We start from the raw sequence: 21,576 nt of genomic DNA, 5'->3' as shown, positions 1-21,576 counted from the left end.
TTTGCGAACCACAAGGTGACTGAAATGGTATACGAAACACTCGCGTTCGGGCTGTTCGCGCTACTGACCGTGGCGTGTAGCCTCGGCGCTATACTGGTGCGGGACGTGTGGCACTCCGCGCTTTTGCTCGGCGGCTCGCTGTTGAGCTTCGCCGTGCACTACGTGATGCTACAGGCGGAGTTCGTCGCCGCGGTGCAGATTCTCGTCTACGTCGGCGGCGTCCTCATCCTCATCACGTTCGCGGTGATGCTCACACGTCAAGACAGACGTACAGAGGAGGTGACTAACGCATGACGACGCGTCCGGAACTTCGAAACCCGTCGACGTTCGTTCCCGGCATCCTCGCCGTGGCGTTGTTCGGCGTGTTCGCGGCCGTGTTCCTCGGTGCCGGATTCGGGGACCCGGTCGGTTTCGGTGACGCGAACATCACGGCGTCCATCGGCTACGCGCTCATCGGCCTGCTGGACGCCGCCGGCGACAGCGTTGTCGCCAGCGAGGGGTTCCTCGCCTCGTTCATCATCGTCGCGTTGCTGCTGGACGCCGCACTCGAGGGTGCGGTGTTGCTCGCGAAGCGGGACGACCAGGGAGGTGACGGCGAATAATGGCGGTCGCCGTCGAGTACTACCTCCTGTTGTCCGCGGCCGTGTTCTGCACGGGCGTCTTCGGCGTGCTCACGCGCGAGAACGCACTGATGTTCCTCATCAGCGTCGAGTTGATGCTGAACGCCGCGAACATCAACTTCGTCGCGTTCTCGCACTTCTACGGCAACCTCACCGGGCAGGTGTTCAGCCTGTTCGTGATGGGGTTGGCCGCCGCCGAAGTCGCCGTCGGCCTCGGCATCATCCTCGTGTTGTACCGGAACTTCGACGACATCGACGTGCGGAACGCAACGACGATGAGGTGGTAAGATGGTAGGTGCATTCGACTTCGCGCCCGCGATTCCGTTGCTGCCGTTCGCGTCGTTCCTCATCGCCCTGCTCGTGGGGTACTTCGCCCCGCGGCTGCTGCCGAAGGGCGGCGCGATTCCCGGCGTCGTAGCGACCGCTGGCTCACTCCTGCTGTCGGCGTGGATGTTCTTCACGGTGAGTCAGGGAGACTACTACACCGAGTCCCTCTACACGTGGGTCGTCGGTGACGGCACGTTCAGCCTCCACTTCGGCCTCCTCGTCGACCCGCTGTCGGCGATGATGCTCGTCGTGGTGTCGCTGGTCGCGTTCCTCGTCCACGTGTTCAGCCTCGGCTACATGAACGACGAGGACGAGTCGGGCCTCCCCCGGTACTACGCCGGCCTCGGCCTGTTCACGTTCTCGATGCTGTCGTTCGTCGTCGCGGACAACCTCCTGATGGCGTTCATGTTCTTCGAACTGGTGGGGCTGTGTTCCTACCTGCTCATCGGGTTCTGGTTCCGCGAACAGGGGCCGCCCTCCGCCGCGAAGAAGGCGTTCCTCGTCACCCGCTTCGGTGACTACTTCTTCCTCATCGGCGTGGTCGGCATCTTCGCGACGTTCGGCACGTCGCGGTTCGTCGCCGGCGGCGGCGTCGAGAGCTTCCCGCACATGGCCGAGCAGGCGCTGCTCGCCGTGAGCGGTGAGGGCACGATGCCGACCGAGGTCGCGTCGTTCCTCGACGTCGTCGGGTTCGACGCCCAGACGTGGTTCGCGATTCTCGGCCTGCTCGTGCTCGGCGGCGTCATCGGGAAGTCCGCGCAGTTCCCGCTACACACGTGGCTCCCCGACGCGATGGAGGGTCCGACGCCCGTCTCCGCGCTGATTCACGCGGCGACGATGGTCGCGGCAGGCGTCTACCTCGTCGCGCGCATGTACGGGTTCTACTCCCTGCTCCCGACCGTCCTCGCGCTCATCGCGCTGGTCGGCGGGTTCACCGCGCTGTTCGCGGCGTCCATGGGCGTCGTGAAAGACGAGATCAAGCAGGTGCTCGCGTACTCCACCATCAGCCAGTACGGCTACATCATGCTCGGACTGGGTGCGGGTGGCTACATCGCGGCGTCGTTCCACCTGCTCACGCACGCAATCTTCAAGGCGCTCCTGTTCCTCGGCGCCGGTTCGGTCATCATCGCGATGCACCACAACGAGGACATGTGGGACATGGGCGGCCTCAAGGAGCGGATGCCGGTGACGTACTACACGTTCCTCTCCGGGTCGCTCGCGCTCGCCGGCATCGTGCCGTTCGCGGGCTTCTGGTCGAAAGACGAGATTCTCTACGAGACGCTCATCTACGGCGCCGGCGAGAGCCCGATTCTGCTCGCCGCGTACGCGATGGGTCTGCTCGCCGTGTTCTTCACGGGCTTCTACACGTTCCGGATGGTGTTCCTCACCTTCCACGGCGAACCCCGCAGCGACACCGCCGAGAACCCCCACGGCGTGCGCTGGAACGTGAAGTTCCCGCTGGTCGTGCTCGGCGTGCTCGCCGCGACGGTCGGCCTCGTGAACATGACGCCCGTCGCGAAGGTCACGGGCGCGCACATCGAGTTCCTCAAGGAGTGGCTCACCATCGGCGAGATGAGTGAGTTCTCCGCGCTCGGTTACGACCACTACCACCACCTGCTCCACGACTTCTCCGGCTACACGGCGGCGGACATCGGTCCGCTCGTCCCGGCCGCGGTGTCGCTGGCGCTCGCGCTGTCGGGCGCCGGCCTCGCGTGGATGCTGTACAACAAGCCCGCGCCCGAGGAGCACACGGAGAAACTCGGTTCGGTGAAGACGGTACTGTACAACAACTACTACCAGGACGAGTACCAGGTGTGGCTCGCCGAGGGCCTCACGCTCCCCGTCGCGCGCGCCGCCGACACCTTCGACCAGGGTGTCATCGACGGCGTCGTCAACGGCGTCAGTAGCGTGAGCCTGTTCAGCGGCAGCCGCCTCAAGCGCATTCAGGACGGCGTGGTGACTCACTACGCCGCCATGCTGACGCTGGGACTGATCGCGTTGCTGGTAGCCTTCGGCCTGCTCGGGGGGTGGTTCTGAATGATGATCGAAGCACTCATCGCGGTGACGCTTATCTCGGCCGTCGCAGTGATGCTCGCGCCCGACGAGATCGCGGGCAAACTCGCGTTCGGCCTCAGTCTGCTCCCCGTCGCGGGGAGCCTCTGGATGTTCGCGCAGTTCGACGCGGTCGGCAACGCGCTCTTCGAGAGCGGGAGCCTCGCGTTCGAGACGACGGCGAAGTGGATCACGGTCGGTCCGTACACGCTGAACTGGCACGTCGGCGTGGACGGCATCAGCATGCCGCTGGTCGTGCTCTCGACGGTGCTCACGTCGCTCGCCATCATGAGCGCGTGGACGCCCATCAAGGAGCGCCAGAGCCAGTTCTACGGCCTGATGCTGTTCATGGAGGCGAGCCTGCTGGGCGTGTTCACGTCCCTGGACTTCTTCGTGTGGTTCGTCTTCTGGGAGTTCGTCCTCGTGCCGATGTACTTCCTCATCGGCGTGTGGGGCGGCCCGCGCCGGAAGTACGCCGCGATCAAGTTCTTCGTCTACACGAACGTCGCCTCGCTGGTGATGTTCATCGGGTTCATGGCGCTCGTGTTCGCCCTGCCCGTGCAGACGATGGACCTGCCGGCCATCGCGGAAGCGCTCCGCGCCGGTGAGTTCCAGACGACGTACGGCCTCGGCGCCGAGACCCTGAAGGTCGTCGCGTTCTTCGCGATGTTCCTCGGGTTCGCGGTGAAGGTGCCGACGGTGCCCCTGCACACGTGGCTGCCGGACGCCCACGTTGAGGCGCCGACGCCGGCGTCCGTGATGCTGGCGGGCGTCCTCCTGAAGATGGGGACGTACGCCCTGCTCCGGTTCAACTTCACGATGCTGCCGGGCGTCGCGAGCGACTACGCGGTGTTCATCGCCGCGCTCGCCGTGGTGTCCGTCATCTACGGCGCAATGCTCGCGCTCGCCCAGCAGGACCTCAAGCGCATCGTCGCGTACTCCTCCGTGTCCTCGATGGGGTACGTGATTCTCGGGCTCGTCGCGTACAACACGTACGGGCTCGGCGGCGCGACGTTCCAGATGGTCGCCCACGGCCTCATCTCGGGGCTGATGTTCATGTGCGTCGGCGTCATCTACAACACGGCGCACACGCGCATGGTCGGCGACCTCTCCGGTATCGCGGACCGGATGCCCGTCACCGCGGCGGTGTTCGTCGCCGCCGCGTTCGGCTACATGGGCCTCCCGCTGATGGCCGGGTTCGCCGGGGAACTGTTCATCTTCCTCGGCGGGTTCCAGGCGACGTTCGCGTACGCCCAACTGTTCACGGCGCTGGCGATGTTCGGCATCGTCATCGTCGCGGGCTACCTGCTGTTCGCGATGCAGCGCGTGCTGTTCGGGCCGTTCCGCGCGGACACGGACTACGACATCGTGCCCGCGTCGGCCCACGACACCGTGCCCATCGTCGTGCTCGTCCTGCTGGTCATCCTGCTCGGCACCGTGCCGGACCTGTTCTACGGGATGATTCAGGACGCCGTCAACCCGATGGTGGAGTCGATGCCGTCTGCAATCGCCGCGCCGTTCGGAGGTGAGTTCCTGTGACCGAACTCTCGCCGCTGACGCCCCAGTTGATTCTGGGCCTGACCGCGCTCCTCGTGTTGGGCGTGGACGCAATCGCACCGAAGAGCAAGAAGAACGCGCTGCTGGCGTCCATCACGACCATCGGCAGCGCGCTGACGGCCGGCGTCGCCGCGTGGTTCCTCGCGAAGGCGGCGACGGTGGACTACGAGTACCGGTTCGTCCAGTTCGACGGCGCGCTCGTCGTCGACGAACTGAGCCTGTTCTTCGCGTTCGTCGTCGGTAGCGTCACGACCCTCGTCGCGGTCGCGAGCTACGACTACGTCGCGGAGGAGGACAACGTGCCGGGCTACTACTCGCTCGTGTTGCTCGCCGCGACCGGCATGTCGCTGATGGCGTCGGCCAACAGCCTCGTGACGGTGTTCGTGAGCCTCGAACTCGCGAGCCTCCCGTCGTACGCGCTGGTCGCGTTCCTGAAGAAGAACCGGGGCAGCGTCGAGGGCGGCTTGAAGTACTTCCTCGTCGGTGCGCTGTCCTCCGCGGTGATGGCGTACGGTATCAGCCTCGTGTACGCCGCCACCGGGACGATGCTCCTGCAGGGCGTCGCCGAGACGGTCGCGGGCACGGAGTTCGCCGGCGTGCTCGGCCTCGGTATCGTGATGCTCGTCGGCGGGTTCGCGTTCAAGACTGCTTCCGTGCCGTTCCACTTCTGGGCGCCGGAGGCCTACGAGGGCGCGCCCGCGCCGATTTCGGCGTTCATCTCGTCGGCGTCGAAGGCCGCCGGGTTCGCGGTGGCGTTCCGCGTGCTCACGACCGCGTTCCCGCTGGAGGTCGTGGCGAACACGGTCGTCGACTGGTCGCTGCTGTTCGCGGTGCTCGCCGTCGTCACGATGACGCTCGGTAACTTCGCCGCGGCGACTCAGGACAACGTCAAGCGGATGCTCGCGTACTCCAGTGTGGGGCACGCGGGCTACGTGCTCATCGGCCTCGCCGCGCTCCAGAGCGGCGCGGGCGCGGAGAACTCCTTCGTGCTCGGCGCGTCGATGATGCACCTGCTCGTCTACGGCTTCATGAACACGGGCGCGTTCCTGTTCGTCGCGCTCGCCGAGTACTGGGGCGTCGGACGGACGTTCGAGGACTACAACGGCCTCGCGAAGCGCGCCCCCGTGGCGTCTGTCGCGATGACCGTGTTCATGTTCAGCCTCGCCGGCCTGCCGGTCGGCGGCGGCTTCCTCTCGAAGTACCTGCTGTTCGCTGGTGCCGTGCAGTCCGGGTTCGCGTGGCTCGCGGCCGTCGCGGCCATCAACAGCGCGTTGTCGCTGTTCTACTACTCCCGGGTCGTGAAGGCGCTCTGGATCGAGGAGCCTGACGGCGACCTCGACCTGCGTGGCACGCCGACCGGCCTGTACGCGGCGGTCGTCGCCGCTGCCGTGGCGACGGTCGTGTTGCTGGTCGCGTTCGACCCCGTCGCGCAGACCGCGATTCACGCCGCTGGCGCGCTGTTCGGCGCCTGACGCCGGCGCGCCCCCACAGCGGTACCTTTTAGCGGTCGCAGTCGATACCGCTACACCGAATGGTTTCTCGGCTCGTGTTGGGCTGTGGGACGACGGGCCACGCTCTCGTCGAGACGCTCTCGGAGTGGCGTGGCGAGCTGTTCGTCCTCGACGGCGACGAGAGCCGAGTGGAGTCGCTGCGAAACGAGAAGGTCGCCGCCGAAGTCAGGGACGTCACGGACCCGGACGCGATTCGGCACGTCGAACAGGACGTCGACGTGGTGGTGGTGGCGACCGACGCCGCGGACACGAATCGGCTCGCGGCCGAGGCCGCCCGCGAGGTGTACCCGGACGCCGAGTTGGTGGCGTACCTGGGGTTCGACGCGACCGACGTCGACCGGCGGGAACTCGACGCGCTCGCGGACCGCGTGGTGGACCCCGGCGAGGCGATTCTCGACCGCGTCGAGGAGTTGACGGCCTCTGGGGCGTCCGAGCGATTGCAGGCGCTCCGCGAGACGCTGAACGGCATCGACGGGACACTCGGCGTGTTCATGCACGACAACCCCGACCCGGACGCCATCGCTGCGGCCGTGGGCCTCCAGCGCATCGCGGAGGATGCGGGCGTCCCGACGGAGGCGTGTTACTTCGGGGATATCTCCCACCAGGAGAACCGCGCGTTCGTGAACCTCCTCGAACTGCAGGTGCGCAACGTCAGCCCGGAGGACGACCTGGACTTCGACGCGGTGGCGCTCGTCGACCACTCGGCGCCCGGCGTGAACGACCAACTCGACCCGGAGACCGAGATATCCATCGTCGTCGACCACCACCCGCCGAAGGGCGACGTGGACGCGGACTTCGTGGACATCCGCGAGGACGTCGGCGCGTCCAGTACGATTCTCGTGGAGTACGTGCGCGGCTACGGCCTCGACCTCGGGACGGCGGTGGCGACCGGGTTGCTGTACGGGATTCGCGTGGACACGAAGGACTTCGCGCGCGAAATCACGACCGACGACTTCGAGGCGGGGGCGTGGCTGCTGCCGCGGGCCGACATCGACATCCTAGAGCGCATCGAGAGCCCGTCGATGAGCGCGGACACGTTCGACACCATCGCGCGCGCCATCCGCAACCGGGAACTCGACGGGTCGATTCTGGCGTCCTGCGTCGGCGCCATCGCGGACCGGGACACGCTCGCGCAGGCCGCCGACCGCCTGCTCGCGATGCGCGGCGTGACGGTGACGTTCGTGTACGGGTACGCCGACGGCACTATCTACGTCTCCGCGCGCTCCCGCGGGAAGGAAGTGGACCTCGGTGAGGTGTTGCGGTCGGCGTTCGGTGACATCGGCTCCGCGGGCGGGCACGCCGACATGGCGGGCGCCCAACTCCCTCTCGGCCTGTTCGACGACGTGGGCGAAGAGGCGGAGGCGACGCTGACGGAGATGGTCGAGGACGTGGTCGCGACGCGTTTCTTCGACGCGATTCGCGGGGAGTGAGTTTTTGACGGTCGCCGCCCTACGTGGGGGCGATGGACGAGGCGCTGGAACACAACGGGGACAAGCCGGTCGTGGGGGACTACATGACTCGGGACGTGGCGACGGTGTCGCCGGACGACACCGTGCGGGACGTGGCACAACGTATCGCGGAGAGCGAACACAACGGCTTCCCGGTGTGTGACGGCCGCCGCGTCGAGGGGTTCGTGTCGGCCCGCGACCTCCTGCTCTCCGACCCCGGGGAACTCGTGTTCAAGGTGATGAGCGACGACCTCGTGGTCGCACACCCCGAGATGGACGTCAACGACGCGGCCCGCGTCATCCTGCGGTCGGGCATCCAGAAACTCCCGGTGGTCGACGACGCGGGGAACCTCGTCGGCATCATCTCGAACTCCGACGTCATCCGCTCGCAGATAGAGCGCGCGACCCCGGAGAAGGTCGGGAAACTCAAGCGCACGCTGGAGACGATTCACGGCGTCGAGGCGAGCGAGGAGCGCCGCACGGTCGACCTCGCAGACCTGGTGCCGACCCAGGGAAAGGTGTACGCGGACGAACTGGAGGGGCGGAGTTACGAACTCGAACACGGCCTCGCGGAGCCGCTGGTCGTCATCGACAACGGCGGGAACGGCGACGGCGAGAACGGCGACCTGCTGCTCGCCGACGGCCACCATCGCGTGATGGCGGCCGAGCGCTCGGGCGTCGAGGAGATGGACGCGTACGTCATCGTGCTCGGGAAGCGCGTGGACCTCGGGATGGCGCGCACCGCGAACAAGGAGGGGTTGGAGTCCATCGAGGACATCAACGTCGTGGACTACGCGCGCCACCCGCTCGTGGAGACCGTCGAACGCCTCCAGTAGTCCGCGCGTCGCCGGCACTCAGACTTCTCGTACGTCGAGGTCGTCGTCGATGCGGAGCGTCACCGCGTCGCCGCCGACCGAGACGGTCAGTTCGACTTCTACCGGGTCTTCGACGACGATTTTGGCGTCCTCGCGCGCGCCGACGAACTCGAAGTCGGTGAGAAAGCGGTCGCGGACGTCGACGCCGTGGTCGTAGAACAGGGCGACGACGGCGGGGTGTCGGAGCGCCGCGACGCCGACCGGGAGTCGGGTCGACATCCAGCAGTTCTCGCAGTCCAACTCGACGTTCAGGTGGGCGGCCTCCCCGCGCTCTATCGGGCCCGTGACTACGCGCCCGGAGCACATCGGGCAGACGCCGTCGACGAGCGCTTCCACGTCGCGCTGGATGTCGCCGACGACGAACGCCACGATGTCCTCGATGGTGGCGTCGGCCGCCGCGGCGGGCGGAACCGCGGTCTGCACCGTCGTCGCGTTCGCTTCGCTCTCGCACTCGACGGTGACGGTTTGGTCCTCGTAGGTCGCCGTGAGCGGGTCGCCACACGACGGGCAGTCGTAGTCGATGGTTCCCGAGCGCGCTTCGAGGTCGTTCGTGTACGTCCCGGCTTCCACGGAGCCGATTGCTTTCAGTCCGACCGCCGTCGGCACGTAGCCGTCCTCGCGTTTGACGACGAACCGGTCGCGGAGTTTCCCGAGGTGGTAGTTGAAGCGGCCGGCGTCGTCGAACCCGGTCGCGCGCCGGAGTTCCGAGAACTCGACGGGGTTGCCCTCAATCGCGTGGACGCGGTCGGCGAGTTCGCAGAGGATGGCGACCCGCGAGGGGTCCGAGAGCACGTCGAAGGCGTCTGCGGCGGCGTCGGCGTCGGTCATGTTCGGGACTCGCTCCCCGACCGGCAAAAACCCCACTCCAGTCAGAACGCTTAGAGAACGTTCGTTCTGGAAGCGGAGAAACAGAACGTTCATTCTGGAAACCATTATGCCCACCCGAGCGCTGGATGTGTCCATGAGTCAGGCGACACAGCGAGAACGACCGCCCGACGAGTCGGCCCCCGAGAGCGAGACGGTGCTCGCAGTGGACGACCTCCGGAAGACGTACGGCGACGGCGAGGACGCGGTACAGGCCGTCGACGGCGTCTCCTTCGAGGTGAACCGCGGCGAAGTCGTCGGCGTGCTCGGTCCGAACGGCGCCGGGAAGACGACCACCATCAAGTCCGTCCTCGGTCTCGTCGTTCCCTCCTCGGGCACCGTCGAGATAGCCGGCGTGGACGCCCACGAGAACCCCCGCGGCGTTTACAAGCACGTCGGCGCGATGCTGGAGGGCGCGCGGAACACCTACTGGAAACTCACCGTCCGCGAGAACCTCGAGTTCTTCGCCGCGCTCGGCGGCAACGACCCGGAGGCCGCCCGCGCCCGGCACGACAAACTCCTCGACCGATTCAACCTCGCCGAGAAGGCGGACGAAGCGGTCAACGAACTCTCCCGCGGCCAGAAACAGAAGGTGTCGCTGGCGGCGACGCTCGCGCGCGGCACGGACGTCGTGTTCCTCGACGAACCGACGCTCGGGCTCGACGTGGAGGCGTCCGTGGAACTCCGGCGAGAACTCCGACGGCTCGCCGACGAGGAGTCCATCACGGTCGTCCTCTCCAGTCACGACATGGACGTGGTCGAGCAGGTCTGTGACCGGGTGGTCATCCTCTCTGACGGCGAAGTCATCGCCGACGACGCCGTCGAGGACCTCGTCGGCGTCTTCGAGACGCAGGCCTACCAACTGGAAGTCGAGGGCGCGGTCTCCGAGCGGGCGCGCGACCGACTCGAACGCGCGTTCATCGTGGAGAACTGGGAGGCCCTCGCCGACCGCACGCGCTTCGAGGTGACACTCGCCGACGACCACACGCTCTACGGGGTCCTCGACGTCCTCCGAGACGCCGACTGCACGCTGCTCGATGTGGACGGCCTCGAACCCGATTTGGAGGACGTGTTCCTCGACGTGACCGGCCGCGCCCCCGGAGGTGACGGGGAATGAGCGCCGCCGCGCCCGCCGGCGACATCGACACCGGCGCCCGTGGCTACCTGCGGTTCTGTCGCGCGTCCCTGCGCAAGCGCGTCCTCCTGATGATTCGGTACCCGGTGAACTTCTTCTCCCAGATTGCGACGATGTTCATCCTCTTCGCCGGCGTGTTCCTCGGCGGCCGGGCCATCGCGCCCGCCGCCATCTCGGACACCATCGGCGGCATCATCGTCGGCTATCTGCTGTGGTCGCTGTCGATGAGCGCGTTCTCCGGGCTCTCCTGGAACGTCACCCGCGAGTCCCAGTGGGGCACCCTCGAACAGTTGTTCATGTCGCCGTTCGGGTTCGGGCCGGTGATGCTCGCGAAGACCGTCGTGAACGTCCTCGTCTCGTTTTTCACCGGGGCGCTCGTGTTGCTGTTCATGATGACGCTCACCGGGACGTGGCTCGCGGTCAACCCGCTCACGCTGCTTCCCCTCGGCGTGCTCGCCGTCGCGCCCGCGCTCGGCGTCGGGTTCGCGCTCGGCGGCCTCGCGATTCGGTTCAAGCGCGTCGAGAACCTCTTCCAGATAATGCAGTTCGTGTTCGTCGCGCTCATCGCGGCGCCCGTCGACCAGTACCCGCTGTTGAAGTGGGTGCCCCTCGCACAGGGCAGCCAACTGCTCCAGGCCGCGATGAGAGACGGCGTCGCGCTCTGGGAGTTCCCCGCCGGCGAACTCGGCGTGCTCGTCGCCACCGCCGTCGGCTACCTCGCGCTCGGGTACGCCGCGTTCTACTACTGCCAGCGGTGGGCGCGCCGCGAGGGCGTCATGGGCCACTACTGACGCGTTCGCCCGGCCGCTTCCGGGTCGCGCCAATTTTGCCTCGAAACCTCTATCAGGCTTCCACCAGACCTTACAGGCATGTACGACGAGGACGACCTCGCTGACATCCGCGAGGCGCGCGAGGACTGGGAGGAGGAGACACTCGACCCGGTACTCGACGCCTACGGCGAGCGAAAGGACCGGTTCGCGACGGTCTCGAACATGGAGGTGGGTCGACTCTACACGCCCGAGGACGTGGCCGACACCGACTACGACGAGGACCTCGGGTTCCCCGGCGAGTTCCCGTACACTCGGGGCGTCTACCCGACCGGCTACCGCGGCCGGACGTGGACGATGCGCCAGTTCGCGGGCTTCGGCACCGCCGAGGAGACCAACGAGCGCTTCCACTACCTCATCGACGAGGGCCAGACCGGGCTGTCGACGGCCTTCGACATGCCGTCGCTGATGGGACTCGACTCCGACGACCCGATGAGCCTCGGAGAAGTCGGGAAGGAGGGCGTCGCCGTGGACACGCTCCGCGACATGGAAATTCTGTTCGACGGCATCGACCTCGACGAGGTCTCGACCTCCTTCACCATCAACCCCAGCGCGCCGGTCATCTACGCGATGTACCTCGCGCTCGCCGACCAGCAGGGCGTCCCCCGCGAGGAGATTCGAGGCACCCTCCAGAACGACATGCTCAAGGAGTTCATCGCGCAGAAGGAGTGGGTGACGCCGCCCGAGTCCTCGCTCGACCTCGTCACCGACGTGGTGGAGTACTGCGCCGGGGAGACGCCGAAGTTCCACCCCATCTCGATTTCGGGCTACCACATCCGGGAGGCCGGGTCGACCGCGGTCCAGGAACTCGCGTTCACGCTCGCGGACGGCTTCGCGTACGTCGAGGACGCGATGGAGCGCGGCCTCGACGTCGACGAGTTCGCGCCGACGCTGAGTTTCTTCTTCAACTCCCACAACTCCATCTTCGAGGAGGTGGCGAAGTTCCGCGCCGCCCGCCGCATCTACGCCCGCGTGATGGACGAGTGGTACGACGCCGAGGCCGACGCGTCGAAGGAACTCAAGTTCCACACGCAGACCGCCGGACAGAGCCTGACCGCCCAGCAGCCCAAGAACAACATCGCTCGCGTCACCCTACAGGCGCTGGCGGCCGTCCTCGGCGGCTCTCAGAGCATCCACACGAACTCCTTCGACGAGGCACTCGCGCTCCCAAGCGAGGAGGCCGTGCGGGTCGCGCTCCGCACCCAGCAGATTATCGCCGAGGAGTCCGGCGCCGCCGACATCGTCGACCCGCTCGGCGGCAGTTTCGCCGTCGAGTCCCTCACCGACGAGGTCGAGGAGGAGGCGATGGCGTACATCGAGGAGATCAAGGAGATGGGCGACGGTTCCGTCCGCGACGGCGTCCTCACGGGCATCGAGGAGGGGTACTTCCACCGCGAGATTCAGGAGTCCGCCTACGAGTACCAGTCCCGCGTGGACGACGGCGAGGAGACGGTCGTCGGCGTCAACGAGTACGAGATAGAGGAGGACACCAGCCCCGACCTGCTCCACGTCGACGAGGACGAGACGCGGGAGCGCCAGCTCTCCCGCCTCGCATCCGTCAAGGAAGACCGCGACGACAGCGAGGTGGAGGCGACCCTCGACGCGCTCCGCGACGCCATCCACGCCGACGAGAACACGATTCCGTACATCGTGGACGCGGTGAAGGCGTACGCCACGATGGGCGAAATCATGCAGGTGTTCGAGGACGAGTTCGGGAGTTACCAGGAGACCGCCGCGGTCGCCTGACCGTCGAACGCAGTTTTTCTCCGCGCCGTCACCGCGAGAGGTAGCCGCCGATACCGCCGAACACGACGGGGTAGAGCACGCCCATGAAGATCACGGAGTCCCCGAGTTTCGGCGAGGCGTTCCCCTCGGTGAAGACGAACGTCCCGACGACGGCGAGCACGAGGTAGCCGACGGCGACGAGCGCGCCGGCTTTCGCGCCGTCCATCGGTTCGCTCCCGACCGACTGGCCGGCGCGCGTGTTCGCGAAGGTGTAGCCGGCGAACGCGAGCACGATTGGCGGCACCGCCCAGAGGATTTCGAGCGCGCTCTCCTGGGACGTGGCCGCCTGGAGGAAGTTCAGGCTCAGCATCGACGTGCCGATATCGACGTTGTGCGCGCCGTAGAACGTCGCACCGATGCCGAAGACGTCGAAGTCGAAGCCGTCGACGAAGATGGCCAGCACGACGACGGTCACCGCGAGACCGGCGACGTACGCGCCGACTGCGTACTTCGAGGCGGCGATCGCGTGGTCGGTGTCGAGCGACGAACTGGTCCTGGTTCGTTGTGCCATGAGTCGGTCTCACACCACCACTTGAAGAACGTTCCGGTGAAACGACACGTGGCGGCACGCCGCCCGTCGACGCGGGCCGTCTGGTCGCGCCACTAACCCTTATTGGTATGGTAACCCATATCTCGAACGATGTCCGAAGACCCAGAACTCGAAGCCCGCCTCGCGGAACAGGACTCCTTCGAACCGCCCGAATCGTTCGTCGAGCAGGCGAACGTCTCGGACCCCGAGATTTACGAGGAGTTCGAGGAGAACTGGCCGGGGGCGTGGGAGCGCGCCGCCGACCTGCTGGACTGGAAGACCGAGTACGACGAGGTGCTAGACGACTCGAATCCGCCGTTCTACGAGTGGTTCACCGGCGGCGAACTCAACGCGAGTTACAACTGCGTCGACCGCCACCTCGACGAGCGCGGCGACGAAGTCGCCATCGAGTGGGTGGGCGAACCGACAGACGAGGCGAACCGAACGTACACGTATCGAGACCTCTACGACGAGGTCAACGAGTTCGCGGCGGCGCTGCGGGCGTTGGGCGTCGAGGAGGACGACGTGGTGACGATGTACCTCCCGATGATTCCCGAACTCCCGATTGCGATGTTGGCGTGTGCGCGCATCGGTGCGCCTCACTCCGTGGTGTTCGCGGGGTTCTCCGCGGACGCGCTCGCGACGCGCATGAACGCCGCCGACTCCGACTATCTCGTGACCTGTGACGGCTACTACCGGCGCGGCGACCCCCTCGACCACCTCGGGAAAGCGAACGAGGGCCTCGACGGCGTCGGACACGACACCGAGACCGTCGTGGTGGACCGCCTCGGCGACGACGGCTTCGGGCACGGCCTCGGCGACGACCAGTACGACTACGACGACCTCGTCGCCGAGCAGTCCGGCACCGCCGTCGAGCCGGTGACGCGGGACGCCGAGGACATGCTGTTTTTGATGTACACCTCGGGGACGACCGGGGAGCCCAAGGGCGTCAAGCACACGACCGGCGGCTACCTCTCGTACGTCGCGTGGACGAGCCAGGCGGTCCTGGACGTGAAACCCGAGGACACGTACTTCTGCCCCGCCGACATCGGCTGGATTACCGGTCACTCCTACATCGTGTATGGCCCGCTCGCGCTCGGCACGACGACGATGATGTACGAGGGGACGCCCGACTACCCGGAGCGCGACCGGATGTGGGAAATCGTCGAGGAGTACGAGGCCGACCAGTTCTACACCGCCCCGACCGCCATCCGGGCGTTCATGAAGTGGGGCTCGGAGTACCCCGAGGGACACGACCTCTCTTCGCTGCGCCTGCTCGGGACCGTCGGCGAGCCAATCAATCCGCGTGCGTGGAAGTGGTACTACAAGCACGTCGGCAACGAGGACTGTCCCATCGTAGACACGTGGTGGCAGACCGAGACCGGCGGCATGATGGTGACGGGGCTGCCGGGAATCTCCACGATGAAACCGGGGTCGGCAGGCCGCCCGCTCCCGGGTATCGACGCGCGCGTCGTCGACGCCGCCGGCGAGGAGGTCGACGCGGGGAAAGCCGGCTACTTGACGGTGAACAAGCCGTGGCCGGGGATGTTGCGCACGCTGTACAACAACGACGAGCGGTTCGTCTCCGAGTACTGGACTGAGTACTCGGACACCGACTCCGACGACCCGTCGGACTGGGTGTACTTCCCGGAGGACGGGGCGAAGATAGACGACGACGGCTACATCACCGTGCTCGGGCGCGTGGACGACGTCATCAACGTCTCCGGGCACCGCCTCGGCACGATGGAAATCGAGTCCGCCATCGTCGGCGTCGAGGGCGTCGCCGAAGCCGCCGTCGTCGGCGGCGCACACGAGGTGAAAGGGGAGGCCGTCTACGCCTACGTCATCCTCGAAGACGGCTACGAGGGCGACGACGAGATGGAGGCCGCCATCGTCGAGGGGGTGGAGGACGCAATCGGCCCCATCGCGCGCCCCGAGTCCGTCGTGTTCACGCCGGAACTCCCGAAGACTCGCTCCGGCAAAATCATGCGCCGTCTCCTCGAAGACATCGCCAACGACGAGGGACTCGGCGACACCTCCACGCTCCGCAACCCCGAAATCGTCGAGGACATCCGGGAGAGCGTCCAGGACTAGGTGGCGTCGCCGTTCAGCCACTCGCCGACGCAGGCCGCGTCACAGAAATAGTGGCGTTCGCCCGCGTCGGCGTTCCCGCGCGTGAGCGTGACGAGGACGTGGCGGTCCGCGAGTTCGAACTCTTCCCCGCAGTTCGGGCAGTCGTCCCGCGACTCGCGCTTCGGCGACCACCGGCGGTGGTGCGTGACGTGTTCCACGGTGGCCGACGCGTCGGTCGCCGGACTCGCGCCCTCGTACTCCGTCAGGTCCATACCGTCGAATCGGTCCGAACCACCAAATTCGTTACTACGAATTGGTATTTTCGAGGGGCGTCGTCTCCCGAGGCCTCTACAGGTACGCCGAGTCCCACCGCGTCGCCCGGCGCTTGTTCCCGCAGTTCGCACACTCCACGCGCCCCATCGAATCCATCGACGTGTCCACGGACTCGCAGTTCGCGCAGTAGAACCCGAACCGGTCGTTCCGGTCCTCGGTGCGGTACGCCGAGTAAAACGGCGCCTTCGAGCCGCGCTCGCGCTCGTCGAACGCCACGTACAGCGTCCCCTCCGCGGTCTCCCGCGGTTCGATTAGGGTGGGGTCCTCGCTCTCGGGAAGTTTCACGTAGAGGTTCTCCGTGTGGTCGCTGCCGGCCACCGACAGCGTCCGCGCGCCCGTCCGCACGTAACCGTGGTCCTGGTAGAACTCGTTGCCCGACTGGTTCGCCGCGATGACCCGCCCCTCGATTCGGTTCGCGCCCCGCTCCAGCAACTCGGCTTCGGTGCGCTCCAGCAACTCCACGCCCAACCCCCGTTCCCGGTGGTCGGGGTGGACGTGCAGCCACTCGATGGCCGCCGCCGCGTCCCCGTCGAGTTCGCTCTCCGAGAACGCGACCACGTCGCCGTCGTCCGCCGCGACGAGGAACTGGACGCTCTCGTCGTCGAGCCGGTCGGCGAGACGGCCGTTCCGGTACCACTCGTCGACGGCCTCGGCCACGACGTCCTCGCCGAGCGCGTCGGCGTACGTCGCCTCGAGGGAGGCACTGGCTACTCGACGAATCCCCTCGGCGTCCGCGCTGGTCGCTTCTCGAACGTCCATACCACCACCGACGGCGCCCGCCCACTAATACCTACCCGCGGCGACACCTACTGTGCGACGCGCTCGCTGTTCGACACGTACACGATGGCCGCCAGCGCCACGCCGAGCATGGTGCCGACCATCACGACGCCGAACAGCGCGAGATTCAGCGGCGTCAACTCGAAGGTCACCGGGCCGAACGTCCCGTACTGCGGCGCGGGCCCCTCGGCGAGTGGCCCGGTCGGCCCGCCGCTTCCGTACACGATGACACCCAGGAAGTACCCGAAGATGCCCGCGACGGCCACCGCACCCGCGTACATCCAGAGGACGACGCGCCGTCCACCTCGCTCGCGTTCGTTCACACTCGCCCGTAGGCGACCGAGTGAGTAGCCTTTTGCGGTGTCGCGCGCAACTCAACGGTATGGAAGACAAAGAAGTACTGCTCCTGTTGCTCGGCGGCCTCGCGGTACTGATGTTCGTCACCGGCTTCGTGCTCGTCCTCGCACCGTCGCTGTCGTAGCCGAACGAAACACCGAGAGAAGAGTCGCTACCGCGTCAGTCCGCGGACTGCGGGTCGGCGTCCTCGTCGTCGCCGCCGTCCGGAACCGGCTTCTTGCGCTTCGCTTCGAACCACGTCCACTCCTTGGTCTTCTGTCCGTGGTTCTCGAGGTCCCACGGGTCCGCGGAGTCGACTTTCGTCCCCTCCTTCCAGGAGACGACCATGTTCCACAGCCAGAACAGGGTGCTGATGCCGATGAGGAACGCTCCGAACGTCGCAATCTGGTGGGCGTCCACGAACCGCGGCAGGTACGTCGCGTACCGGCGCGGCATGCCGCCGTAGCCGAGCCACAGCATCGCGAGGAACGTCAGGTTCGACCCGACGAGCGCCAGCCAGAAGTGAGCGTGCGCGAGGCGCTTCTGGTACATCCGGCCCGTGAACATCGGGAACCAGTAGTAGGTCCCCGCGAACAGCGCGAAGCCGATGGCGCCGTACACGATGAAGTGGAAGTGACCGACGACGTAGTAGGTGTCGTGGAGGATGAGGTCGACGGGAATCGCCGCGAGGAAGATGCCCGTGACGCCGCCGATGATGAAGTTCTGGACGAACCCGATGCAGAACAGCATCGGCGCGGTGAGGCGGAGCCGACCGTTCCACATCGTCGTAATCCAGTTGAACACCTTCACCGCGGACGGAATCGCGATGGCGAGTGACACCGCCATGAAGCTAGCCCGCAGGCGCGGGTCGATGCCCGTGGTGAACATGTGGTGAGCCCACACGCCGAAACTCAGCACCCCGATTGCGAGCGTGGAGTAGACGACGAATTTGAATCCGAACAGTTTCCGGCCGGAGAACTTCGGCAGGATGAGACTGACCAGCCCCATCGGCGGGAGCACCAGGATGTACACTTCGGGGTGGCCGAAGAACCAGAACAGGTGCTGCCAGAGGATGGGGTCGCCGCCAGCGACCGTGAAGAACGTCGTGCCGAAGTTCCGGTCGAGGAGCAACATGATGAGCGCGCTGCCGAGCAGCGGGAACGCGAACAGGATGAGCCCCGACTGCGTGAGCATCGTCCACGAGAAGATGTCGAGTTGCGGCCACCCGATGTCGTCGCCGCGCTCCGTGAAGATGGTCGCGATGAAGTTAATCGCGCCCATCGTCGCCGAGACCCCCGTGAGATGGAGCCCGAGCAACATCATGTCGATTGCGGGGCTCGGCATCTGGATGGACAGCGGCGTGTACATCGTCCACGACGTCGCCGCGGGGTTGACGCCCAGCGGCTGGAGGAAGAAGCCAGCCCAGATGAGCAGCGCGCCCGGCGGCAGCAGCCAGAACGCGATGGCGTTGATGCGCGGGAACGCCATGTCGTCCGCGCCGATCAAAAGCGGGATGAAGTAGTTACCGAACGCCGCGATCATCGGCGTCCCGAACAGGAACAGCATCGTGATGCCGTGGCTGGTCAGGAAGCCGTTGTAGAGGTTCGGGCTGATGAGGTTCACGCCCGGTGCGACGAGTTCGATGCGCATGATGAGGACGGCGAGGCCGCCCCACGCGAACGCGATCGTGCCGTAGAGTCCGTAGAGGATGCCGATGTCCTTGTGGTCGACCGTGGTGAACCACCGAATGAGACCGCCCGGTTTCTCTTCGTGCCCGTAGTCGGTGCGCTCCCCGAGCGCACCGCCGACGTCGCTGAGGGGAGTGTAGGACCGCCAGTCCTCTAAGCGCGCGAGGAAAGCGGCCACACCGACGAGGAGTATCCCCATCAGGACGGTAAGCACCAGTGATGACGAGGCCATGCCGAACAGTCAGTACCGGACCGTAAAGAAAGCTTAGGATTGGTCGCGGCGAGGAGAGAACGGGAACCGCGTGACAGAACGACGACCAGAGTGTGTCGCTGACAGGTCCGTCCGCGCGCCGTTCGGTTACGACTCGTCGTCCGCGTCGTCGGCGTCTGTCGTCTCGGCGTCCGCGTCGTCGGTCTCTTCAGCCGCCTCGTGTTCCTCGATGCCGGCGTGCCACGGCTCGACCTCTTCGCCGGTCTCGATGCGCGTGGCGGCGACGTACGTGAGCACGGCGAGGCCGATGAGAATCCACGCGACGAGGACGAACTGGAGGACGCGCTCCAGCGTGAAGCCGCCGGCCCACGGGTTCAACGCGACGAACACCACGATGAAGAACGCCATGATGACCAGCGGAATCACGTTGACCGAGATGTCGAGGAGCGTGTCCTTCGTGAATATTCTGGAACTCATTGTCGGGAGTAGGTCGGGGCGAACAAATATAGGTTGAGGATTCAGAGCCGTTCGGTCTCGTAGAGGAACGCCGCGAGCGACCCGGCCGCGACCACGACTGCGCTCCCGAGGAGCGCGAGACCGCGGGCGTCGGCCGCCGTCCACCCGTACAGCGCGCCGCCGGCCGCGCCGAACAGGACGGCGACGACGAGCGCGGGTTTCCAGAGCGTGCGCGAGAAGTCCGACTCCCGGAGGATGCCGACGACGCTCACGGCGAACAACAACAGTCCGCCGACGGCGACGGGGAGGAGTCCGTCGAACACGATGCCGATTTCGGAGATGACGATGCCGAGCACGACGGGAATCGGCCACGGACTGGCGCGAGTGTACTGGTCGCTCAACCCCGCTTCCTGTTGTTCGGCCATACGGGGACGTTCGGCGCGCCGCGTTAGAAACCCATCGCTTCCGTCACAGCGTGACGAGCGCGTAGAGGATGAGGAACCCGAAGTAGAGGACGACGAGCGCGGCGAGCGCGCGGATGCGGAACGACCGGAGGTCGGTCTCCTCGTCGCGGTAGGCGTCCTCGTAGGCGTCGCGTTCGTCGTCGTCGATGCGGTCGTAGTGTTCGAGGCCGCGGTGGAGGTCGCGGAGGCGTTCGTCGGGGAACGCGTCGCCGCAGTACGAACACCGCGGAGCGTCCTCGGGTGGCGTCTGTCGTGTCATAGGAACGGTGGGGTGACGCTGGGTTGGCCGATTATCCAGAGGCTGGTCATCGTGTAGAACACCATCGCGGCGGTCAGCGGGTACTGACTCCGAATGGCCTGCAGGCGACCGGGGAACTGGTCGTAGGCGGTGCCGTGGGCGACCCAGATGGCGAGCAGGTGGCCGAGCAGGACGGCGGCGACGCCGACGCCGGACACCCAACTCGGGAGGACGAGCGTGCGCGCGACGGGCGGGTCGAGGGGCGCGAGGACCGCGCCGACAAGCGACGGCGACAGCGAGAGGAAGTAGACGAGGTAGTGCGCGAGGTGGTAGCCGGCGGCGATGGCGAGCAGCGACGGCGCGAACCGGACCGCGAGCGTCTCCGGGTCGTCGTACGTCGGCGCGGTCTCGCAGGCCTTCCGGGCGGCCCACCAGTAGACGCGGTGGAACACGACGAAGCCGCCGGCGAGCGCCGCGGGGTAGAGGACGGGCGCGGGGACGCCGAGCGAGACGAGTTCTCGCGCGAACGACGCCCACGCGGGCGTGCCGACGAGGCCGTCGTAGGTCGTCCCCCAGAGGACGGCGACGACGAACGCGACGCCGCCGCGAGTCGTCACCACGCGCTCGCTGAGACGGGTCGCGGGCAACCGGAGGCGGATGCCGTCGTCGGTTCGCTGAATCGGTGCGACCGCGCCGTACATCCGGAACAGGCGCGCGAGCGGGTCGACGCGCTCGAACCACGCGCCGTGCCCGACGACGGCCACGCCGGCGACGGCGACCGCGAGGTAGCCGACCGCGGCCGCGGCGAGCAGTCGCGGCTCCTCGGCGAGCGGACTGACGATTTCGACCCAGACGAGCGCGAGGAGGAGCGCCGCGCTCGCCCACGCGCCGCGCTCGGTCGATACGCCCGCCGTGTGTCCGGACAGCCGCGCTCGCGCCCACTCGACGGGCCGCGAGAGCGTGCGGAACGGGTCGACCGCGGGCCACGCGTTCCCGACGAGGTACGTCGCCATCACGAACCCGGCCCACCAGCCGACCCAGACGACCATCACGGCGGCGTTCCGGAGTTCGTCCGTCGGCCCGACGAAGCCGGTGCCGAGGACGAGCGCGAACCCGCCGACGCCGACGACGCGACCGGCCCACGCGAGCGCTCGCCGCGGGACGGGAATCGCTCGCCGCCACTCGTGGACGGCGGCGACGAACGCGCGGTCGGTGACGAAACTCGCGAGCAGGAACGACGCGCCGACGACCGCGCCGCCGGTCGAGAGGAACAGCCACGTCGGCACCGCGAGTTCCTGCTGGGTGGCGTTGCGGAGACTCCCCCCGTGTGCGAGCGCGACCCCGCACACGAGCGACAGTCCGACGACGACACCGGCGACGCGCGCCCCGCGACGGTACATGCGCGGCGCTTGGTCGCGGTCGCCCCTGAGGATTCCGGTCCGGCGTCGGGCCCGACGCGGTTGGATGGGT

The 21,576-nt window shown here is 67.0% G+C and carries 22 protein-coding genes; 12 read left to right on the top strand and 10 right to left on the bottom strand.

The window, feature by feature from the left end:
* Positions 1-24: 24 nt before the first annotated feature.
* The 8 genes from LT972_RS09415 to LT972_RS09380 are packed head-to-tail and all read left to right on the top strand — an operon-like array spanning position 25 to position 8,351.
* Positions 25-294 carry an NADH-quinone oxidoreductase subunit J gene (locus tag LT972_RS09415; protein ID WP_232569815.1) on the top strand — a complete coding sequence of 90 codons (270 nt, stop codon included), beginning with the start codon at positions 25-27 and terminating at the stop codon, positions 292-294.
* Positions 291-602, top strand: coding sequence for a proton-conducting membrane transporter (locus LT972_RS09410; RefSeq protein ID WP_232569814.1), 312 nt, complete (start codon positions 291-293; stop codon positions 600-602). The genes LT972_RS09415 and LT972_RS09410 overlap by 4 nt, the downstream gene beginning before the upstream one ends.
* The gene (gene nuoK, locus LT972_RS09405; RefSeq protein WP_232569812.1) at positions 602-907 is read left to right on the top strand and encodes an NADH-quinone oxidoreductase subunit NuoK; all 306 of its coding nucleotides are present in this window, start codon (positions 602-604) and stop codon (positions 905-907) included. Before LT972_RS09410 ends, nuoK begins: the two co-directional genes overlap by 1 nt.
* A gap of 1 nt (position 908) precedes the next feature.
* A complete protein-coding gene (gene nuoL, locus LT972_RS09400; RefSeq protein ID WP_232569810.1) occupies positions 909-2,984 on the top strand; it encodes an NADH-quinone oxidoreductase subunit L in 2,076 nt (691 codons plus the stop codon).
* A complete protein-coding gene (locus LT972_RS09395; RefSeq protein WP_232569808.1) occupies positions 2,985-4,538 on the top strand; it encodes a complex I subunit 4 family protein in 1,554 nt (517 codons plus the stop codon).
* On the top strand, positions 4,535-6,028 hold the full coding sequence (locus LT972_RS09390; RefSeq protein ID WP_232569806.1) for an NADH-quinone oxidoreductase subunit N: 1,494 nt from the start codon (positions 4,535-4,537) through the stop codon (positions 6,026-6,028). Before LT972_RS09395 ends, LT972_RS09390 begins: the two co-directional genes overlap by 4 nt.
* A 59-nt stretch (positions 6,029-6,087) precedes the next feature.
* Positions 6,088-7,497: a DHH family phosphoesterase gene (locus LT972_RS09385; RefSeq protein WP_232569804.1), complete on the top strand. Its 1,410-nt coding sequence runs from the start codon at positions 6,088-6,090 to the stop codon at positions 7,495-7,497.
* A gap of 32 nt (positions 7,498-7,529) precedes the next feature.
* Positions 7,530-8,351, top strand: a complete 822-nt coding sequence (locus LT972_RS09380) for a CBS pair associated ParBc domain-containing protein (protein ID WP_232569802.1) — start codon at positions 7,530-7,532, stop codon at positions 8,349-8,351.
* A gap of 18 nt (positions 8,352-8,369) precedes the next feature.
* On the opposite strand, the gene LT972_RS09375 is transcribed toward LT972_RS09380, so the two are convergent.
* Positions 8,370-9,218, bottom strand: a complete 849-nt coding sequence (locus LT972_RS09375) for a winged helix-turn-helix domain-containing protein (RefSeq protein ID WP_232569792.1) — start codon at positions 9,216-9,218, stop codon at positions 8,370-8,372.
* A gap of 133 nt (positions 9,219-9,351) precedes the next feature.
* Between LT972_RS09375 and LT972_RS09370 the strand changes: the two genes are divergently transcribed.
* The 3 genes from LT972_RS09370 to LT972_RS09360 all read left to right on the top strand — a co-directional run bounded on the left by LT972_RS09370 (position 9,352) and on the right by LT972_RS09360 (position 12,962).
* Positions 9,352-10,371: an ABC transporter ATP-binding protein gene (locus LT972_RS09370; protein ID WP_232569790.1), complete on the top strand. Its 1,020-nt coding sequence runs from the start codon at positions 9,352-9,354 to the stop codon at positions 10,369-10,371.
* Positions 10,368-11,180 (top strand): ABC transporter permease, encoded by an 813-nt coding sequence (locus LT972_RS09365; RefSeq protein ID WP_232569788.1) that lies wholly within the window; start codon positions 10,368-10,370, stop codon positions 11,178-11,180. Before LT972_RS09370 ends, LT972_RS09365 begins: the two co-directional genes overlap by 4 nt.
* A 78-nt stretch (positions 11,181-11,258) precedes the next feature.
* Positions 11,259-12,962, top strand: a complete 1,704-nt coding sequence (locus LT972_RS09360; protein WP_232569779.1) for an acyl-CoA mutase large subunit family protein — start codon at positions 11,259-11,261, stop codon at positions 12,960-12,962.
* A 28-nt stretch (positions 12,963-12,990) separates the two neighbouring features.
* On the opposite strand, the gene LT972_RS09355 is transcribed toward LT972_RS09360, so the two are convergent.
* Positions 12,991-13,512 carry a hypothetical protein gene (locus tag LT972_RS09355; RefSeq protein WP_232569777.1) on the bottom strand — a complete coding sequence of 174 codons (522 nt, stop codon included), beginning with the start codon at positions 13,510-13,512 and terminating at the stop codon, positions 12,991-12,993.
* 129 nt (positions 13,513-13,641) lie between these two features.
* On the opposite strand from LT972_RS09355, the gene acs reads away from it, so the two are divergent.
* Positions 13,642-15,624 carry an acetate--CoA ligase gene (acs, locus tag LT972_RS09350; protein WP_232569775.1) on the top strand — a complete coding sequence of 661 codons (1,983 nt, stop codon included), beginning with the start codon at positions 13,642-13,644 and terminating at the stop codon, positions 15,622-15,624.
* Here the strand turns inward: acs and LT972_RS09345 are convergent.
* The 8 genes from LT972_RS09345 to LT972_RS09310 form a co-directional block, all read right to left on the bottom strand.
* Positions 15,621-15,875: a DUF7576 family protein gene (locus LT972_RS09345; protein ID WP_232569773.1), complete on the bottom strand. Its 255-nt coding sequence runs from the start codon at positions 15,873-15,875 to the stop codon at positions 15,621-15,623. The genes acs and LT972_RS09345 overlap by 4 nt on opposite strands.
* 76 nt (positions 15,876-15,951) lie before the next feature.
* Positions 15,952-16,695, bottom strand: a complete 744-nt coding sequence (locus LT972_RS09340; protein ID WP_232569771.1) for a GNAT family N-acetyltransferase — start codon at positions 16,693-16,695, stop codon at positions 15,952-15,954.
* A gap of 47 nt (positions 16,696-16,742) precedes the next feature.
* Positions 16,743-17,036 carry a DUF7520 family protein gene (locus LT972_RS09335; protein ID WP_232569769.1) on the bottom strand — a complete coding sequence of 98 codons (294 nt, stop codon included), beginning with the start codon at positions 17,034-17,036 and terminating at the stop codon, positions 16,743-16,745.
* 193 nt (positions 17,037-17,229) lie between these two features.
* Complete coding sequence (gene ctaD, locus LT972_RS09330; protein ID WP_232569767.1) at positions 17,230-18,969, bottom strand: cytochrome c oxidase subunit I; 1,740 nt, start codon at positions 18,967-18,969, stop codon at positions 17,230-17,232.
* Between the two features lie 126 nt (positions 18,970-19,095).
* Positions 19,096-19,425, bottom strand: coding sequence for a DUF6684 family protein (locus LT972_RS09325; RefSeq protein ID WP_232569765.1), 330 nt, complete (start codon positions 19,423-19,425; stop codon positions 19,096-19,098).
* A gap of 41 nt (positions 19,426-19,466) precedes the next feature.
* Complete coding sequence (locus tag LT972_RS09320; RefSeq protein ID WP_232569764.1) at positions 19,467-19,829, bottom strand: DUF7541 family protein; 363 nt, start codon at positions 19,827-19,829, stop codon at positions 19,467-19,469.
* Positions 19,830-19,872: 43 nt separating this feature from the next.
* Entirely contained in the window at positions 19,873-20,127 is a 255-nt protein-coding gene (locus LT972_RS09315; RefSeq protein ID WP_232569762.1) for a C2H2-type zinc finger protein, read from the bottom strand.
* Positions 20,124-21,506 (bottom strand): hypothetical protein, encoded by a 1,383-nt coding sequence (locus LT972_RS09310; protein WP_232569760.1) that lies wholly within the window; start codon positions 21,504-21,506, stop codon positions 20,124-20,126. Before LT972_RS09310 ends, LT972_RS09315 begins: the two co-directional genes overlap by 4 nt.
* Between the last annotated feature and the right edge of the window lie 70 nt (positions 21,507-21,576).

Origin of the sequence: Halobacterium litoreum, from assembly GCF_021233415.1 — an archaeon.
Classification (GTDB): domain Archaea; phylum Halobacteriota; class Halobacteria; order Halobacteriales; family Halobacteriaceae; genus Halobacterium; species Halobacterium litoreum.
Note: the sequence above shows the minus strand (reverse complement) of the source record. Positions and strands in the feature narration are given on the sequence as shown.

Excerpts from the sequence above, each read along its gene's own strand:
- LT972_RS09415 (WP_232569815.1), top strand. The coding sequence starts at position 25 with ATGGTATACGAAACACTCGCGTTCGGGCTGTTCGCGCTACTGACCGTG.
- LT972_RS09410 (WP_232569814.1), top strand. The coding sequence starts at position 291 with ATGACGACGCGTCCGGAACTTCGAAACCCGTCGACGTTCGTTCCCGGC.
- nuoK (WP_232569812.1), top strand. The coding sequence starts at position 602 with ATGGCGGTCGCCGTCGAGTACTACCTCCTGTTGTCCGCGGCCGTGTTC.
- nuoL (WP_232569810.1), top strand. The coding sequence starts at position 909 with ATGGTAGGTGCATTCGACTTCGCGCCCGCGATTCCGTTGCTGCCGTTC.
- LT972_RS09395 (WP_232569808.1), top strand. The coding sequence starts at position 2,985 with ATGATGATCGAAGCACTCATCGCGGTGACGCTTATCTCGGCCGTCGCA.
- LT972_RS09385 (WP_232569804.1), top strand. The coding sequence starts at position 6,088 with ATGGTTTCTCGGCTCGTGTTGGGCTGTGGGACGACGGGCCACGCTCTC.
- LT972_RS09380 (WP_232569802.1), top strand. The coding sequence starts at position 7,530 with ATGGACGAGGCGCTGGAACACAACGGGGACAAGCCGGTCGTGGGGGAC.
- LT972_RS09375 (WP_232569792.1), bottom strand. The coding sequence starts at position 9,218 with ATGACCGACGCCGACGCCGCCGCAGACGCCTTCGACGTGCTCTCGGAC.
- LT972_RS09370 (WP_232569790.1), top strand. The coding sequence starts at position 9,352 with ATGAGTCAGGCGACACAGCGAGAACGACCGCCCGACGAGTCGGCCCCC.
- LT972_RS09365 (WP_232569788.1), top strand. The coding sequence starts at position 10,368 with ATGAGCGCCGCCGCGCCCGCCGGCGACATCGACACCGGCGCCCGTGGC.
- LT972_RS09360 (WP_232569779.1), top strand. The coding sequence starts at position 11,259 with ATGTACGACGAGGACGACCTCGCTGACATCCGCGAGGCGCGCGAGGAC.
- LT972_RS09355 (WP_232569777.1), bottom strand. The coding sequence starts at position 13,512 with ATGGCACAACGAACCAGGACCAGTTCGTCGCTCGACACCGACCACGCG.
- acs (WP_232569775.1), top strand. The coding sequence starts at position 13,642 with ATGTCCGAAGACCCAGAACTCGAAGCCCGCCTCGCGGAACAGGACTCC.
- LT972_RS09345 (WP_232569773.1), bottom strand. The coding sequence starts at position 15,875 with ATGGACCTGACGGAGTACGAGGGCGCGAGTCCGGCGACCGACGCGTCG.
- LT972_RS09340 (WP_232569771.1), bottom strand. The coding sequence starts at position 16,695 with ATGGACGTTCGAGAAGCGACCAGCGCGGACGCCGAGGGGATTCGTCGA.
- ctaD (WP_232569767.1), bottom strand. The coding sequence starts at position 18,969 with ATGGCCTCGTCATCACTGGTGCTTACCGTCCTGATGGGGATACTCCTC.
- LT972_RS09325 (WP_232569765.1), bottom strand. The coding sequence starts at position 19,425 with ATGAGTTCCAGAATATTCACGAAGGACACGCTCCTCGACATCTCGGTC.
- LT972_RS09320 (WP_232569764.1), bottom strand. The coding sequence starts at position 19,829 with ATGGCCGAACAACAGGAAGCGGGGTTGAGCGACCAGTACACTCGCGCC.
- LT972_RS09315 (WP_232569762.1), bottom strand. The coding sequence starts at position 20,127 with ATGACACGACAGACGCCACCCGAGGACGCTCCGCGGTGTTCGTACTGC.
- LT972_RS09310 (WP_232569760.1), bottom strand. The coding sequence starts at position 21,506 with ATGTACCGTCGCGGGGCGCGCGTCGCCGGTGTCGTCGTCGGACTGTCG.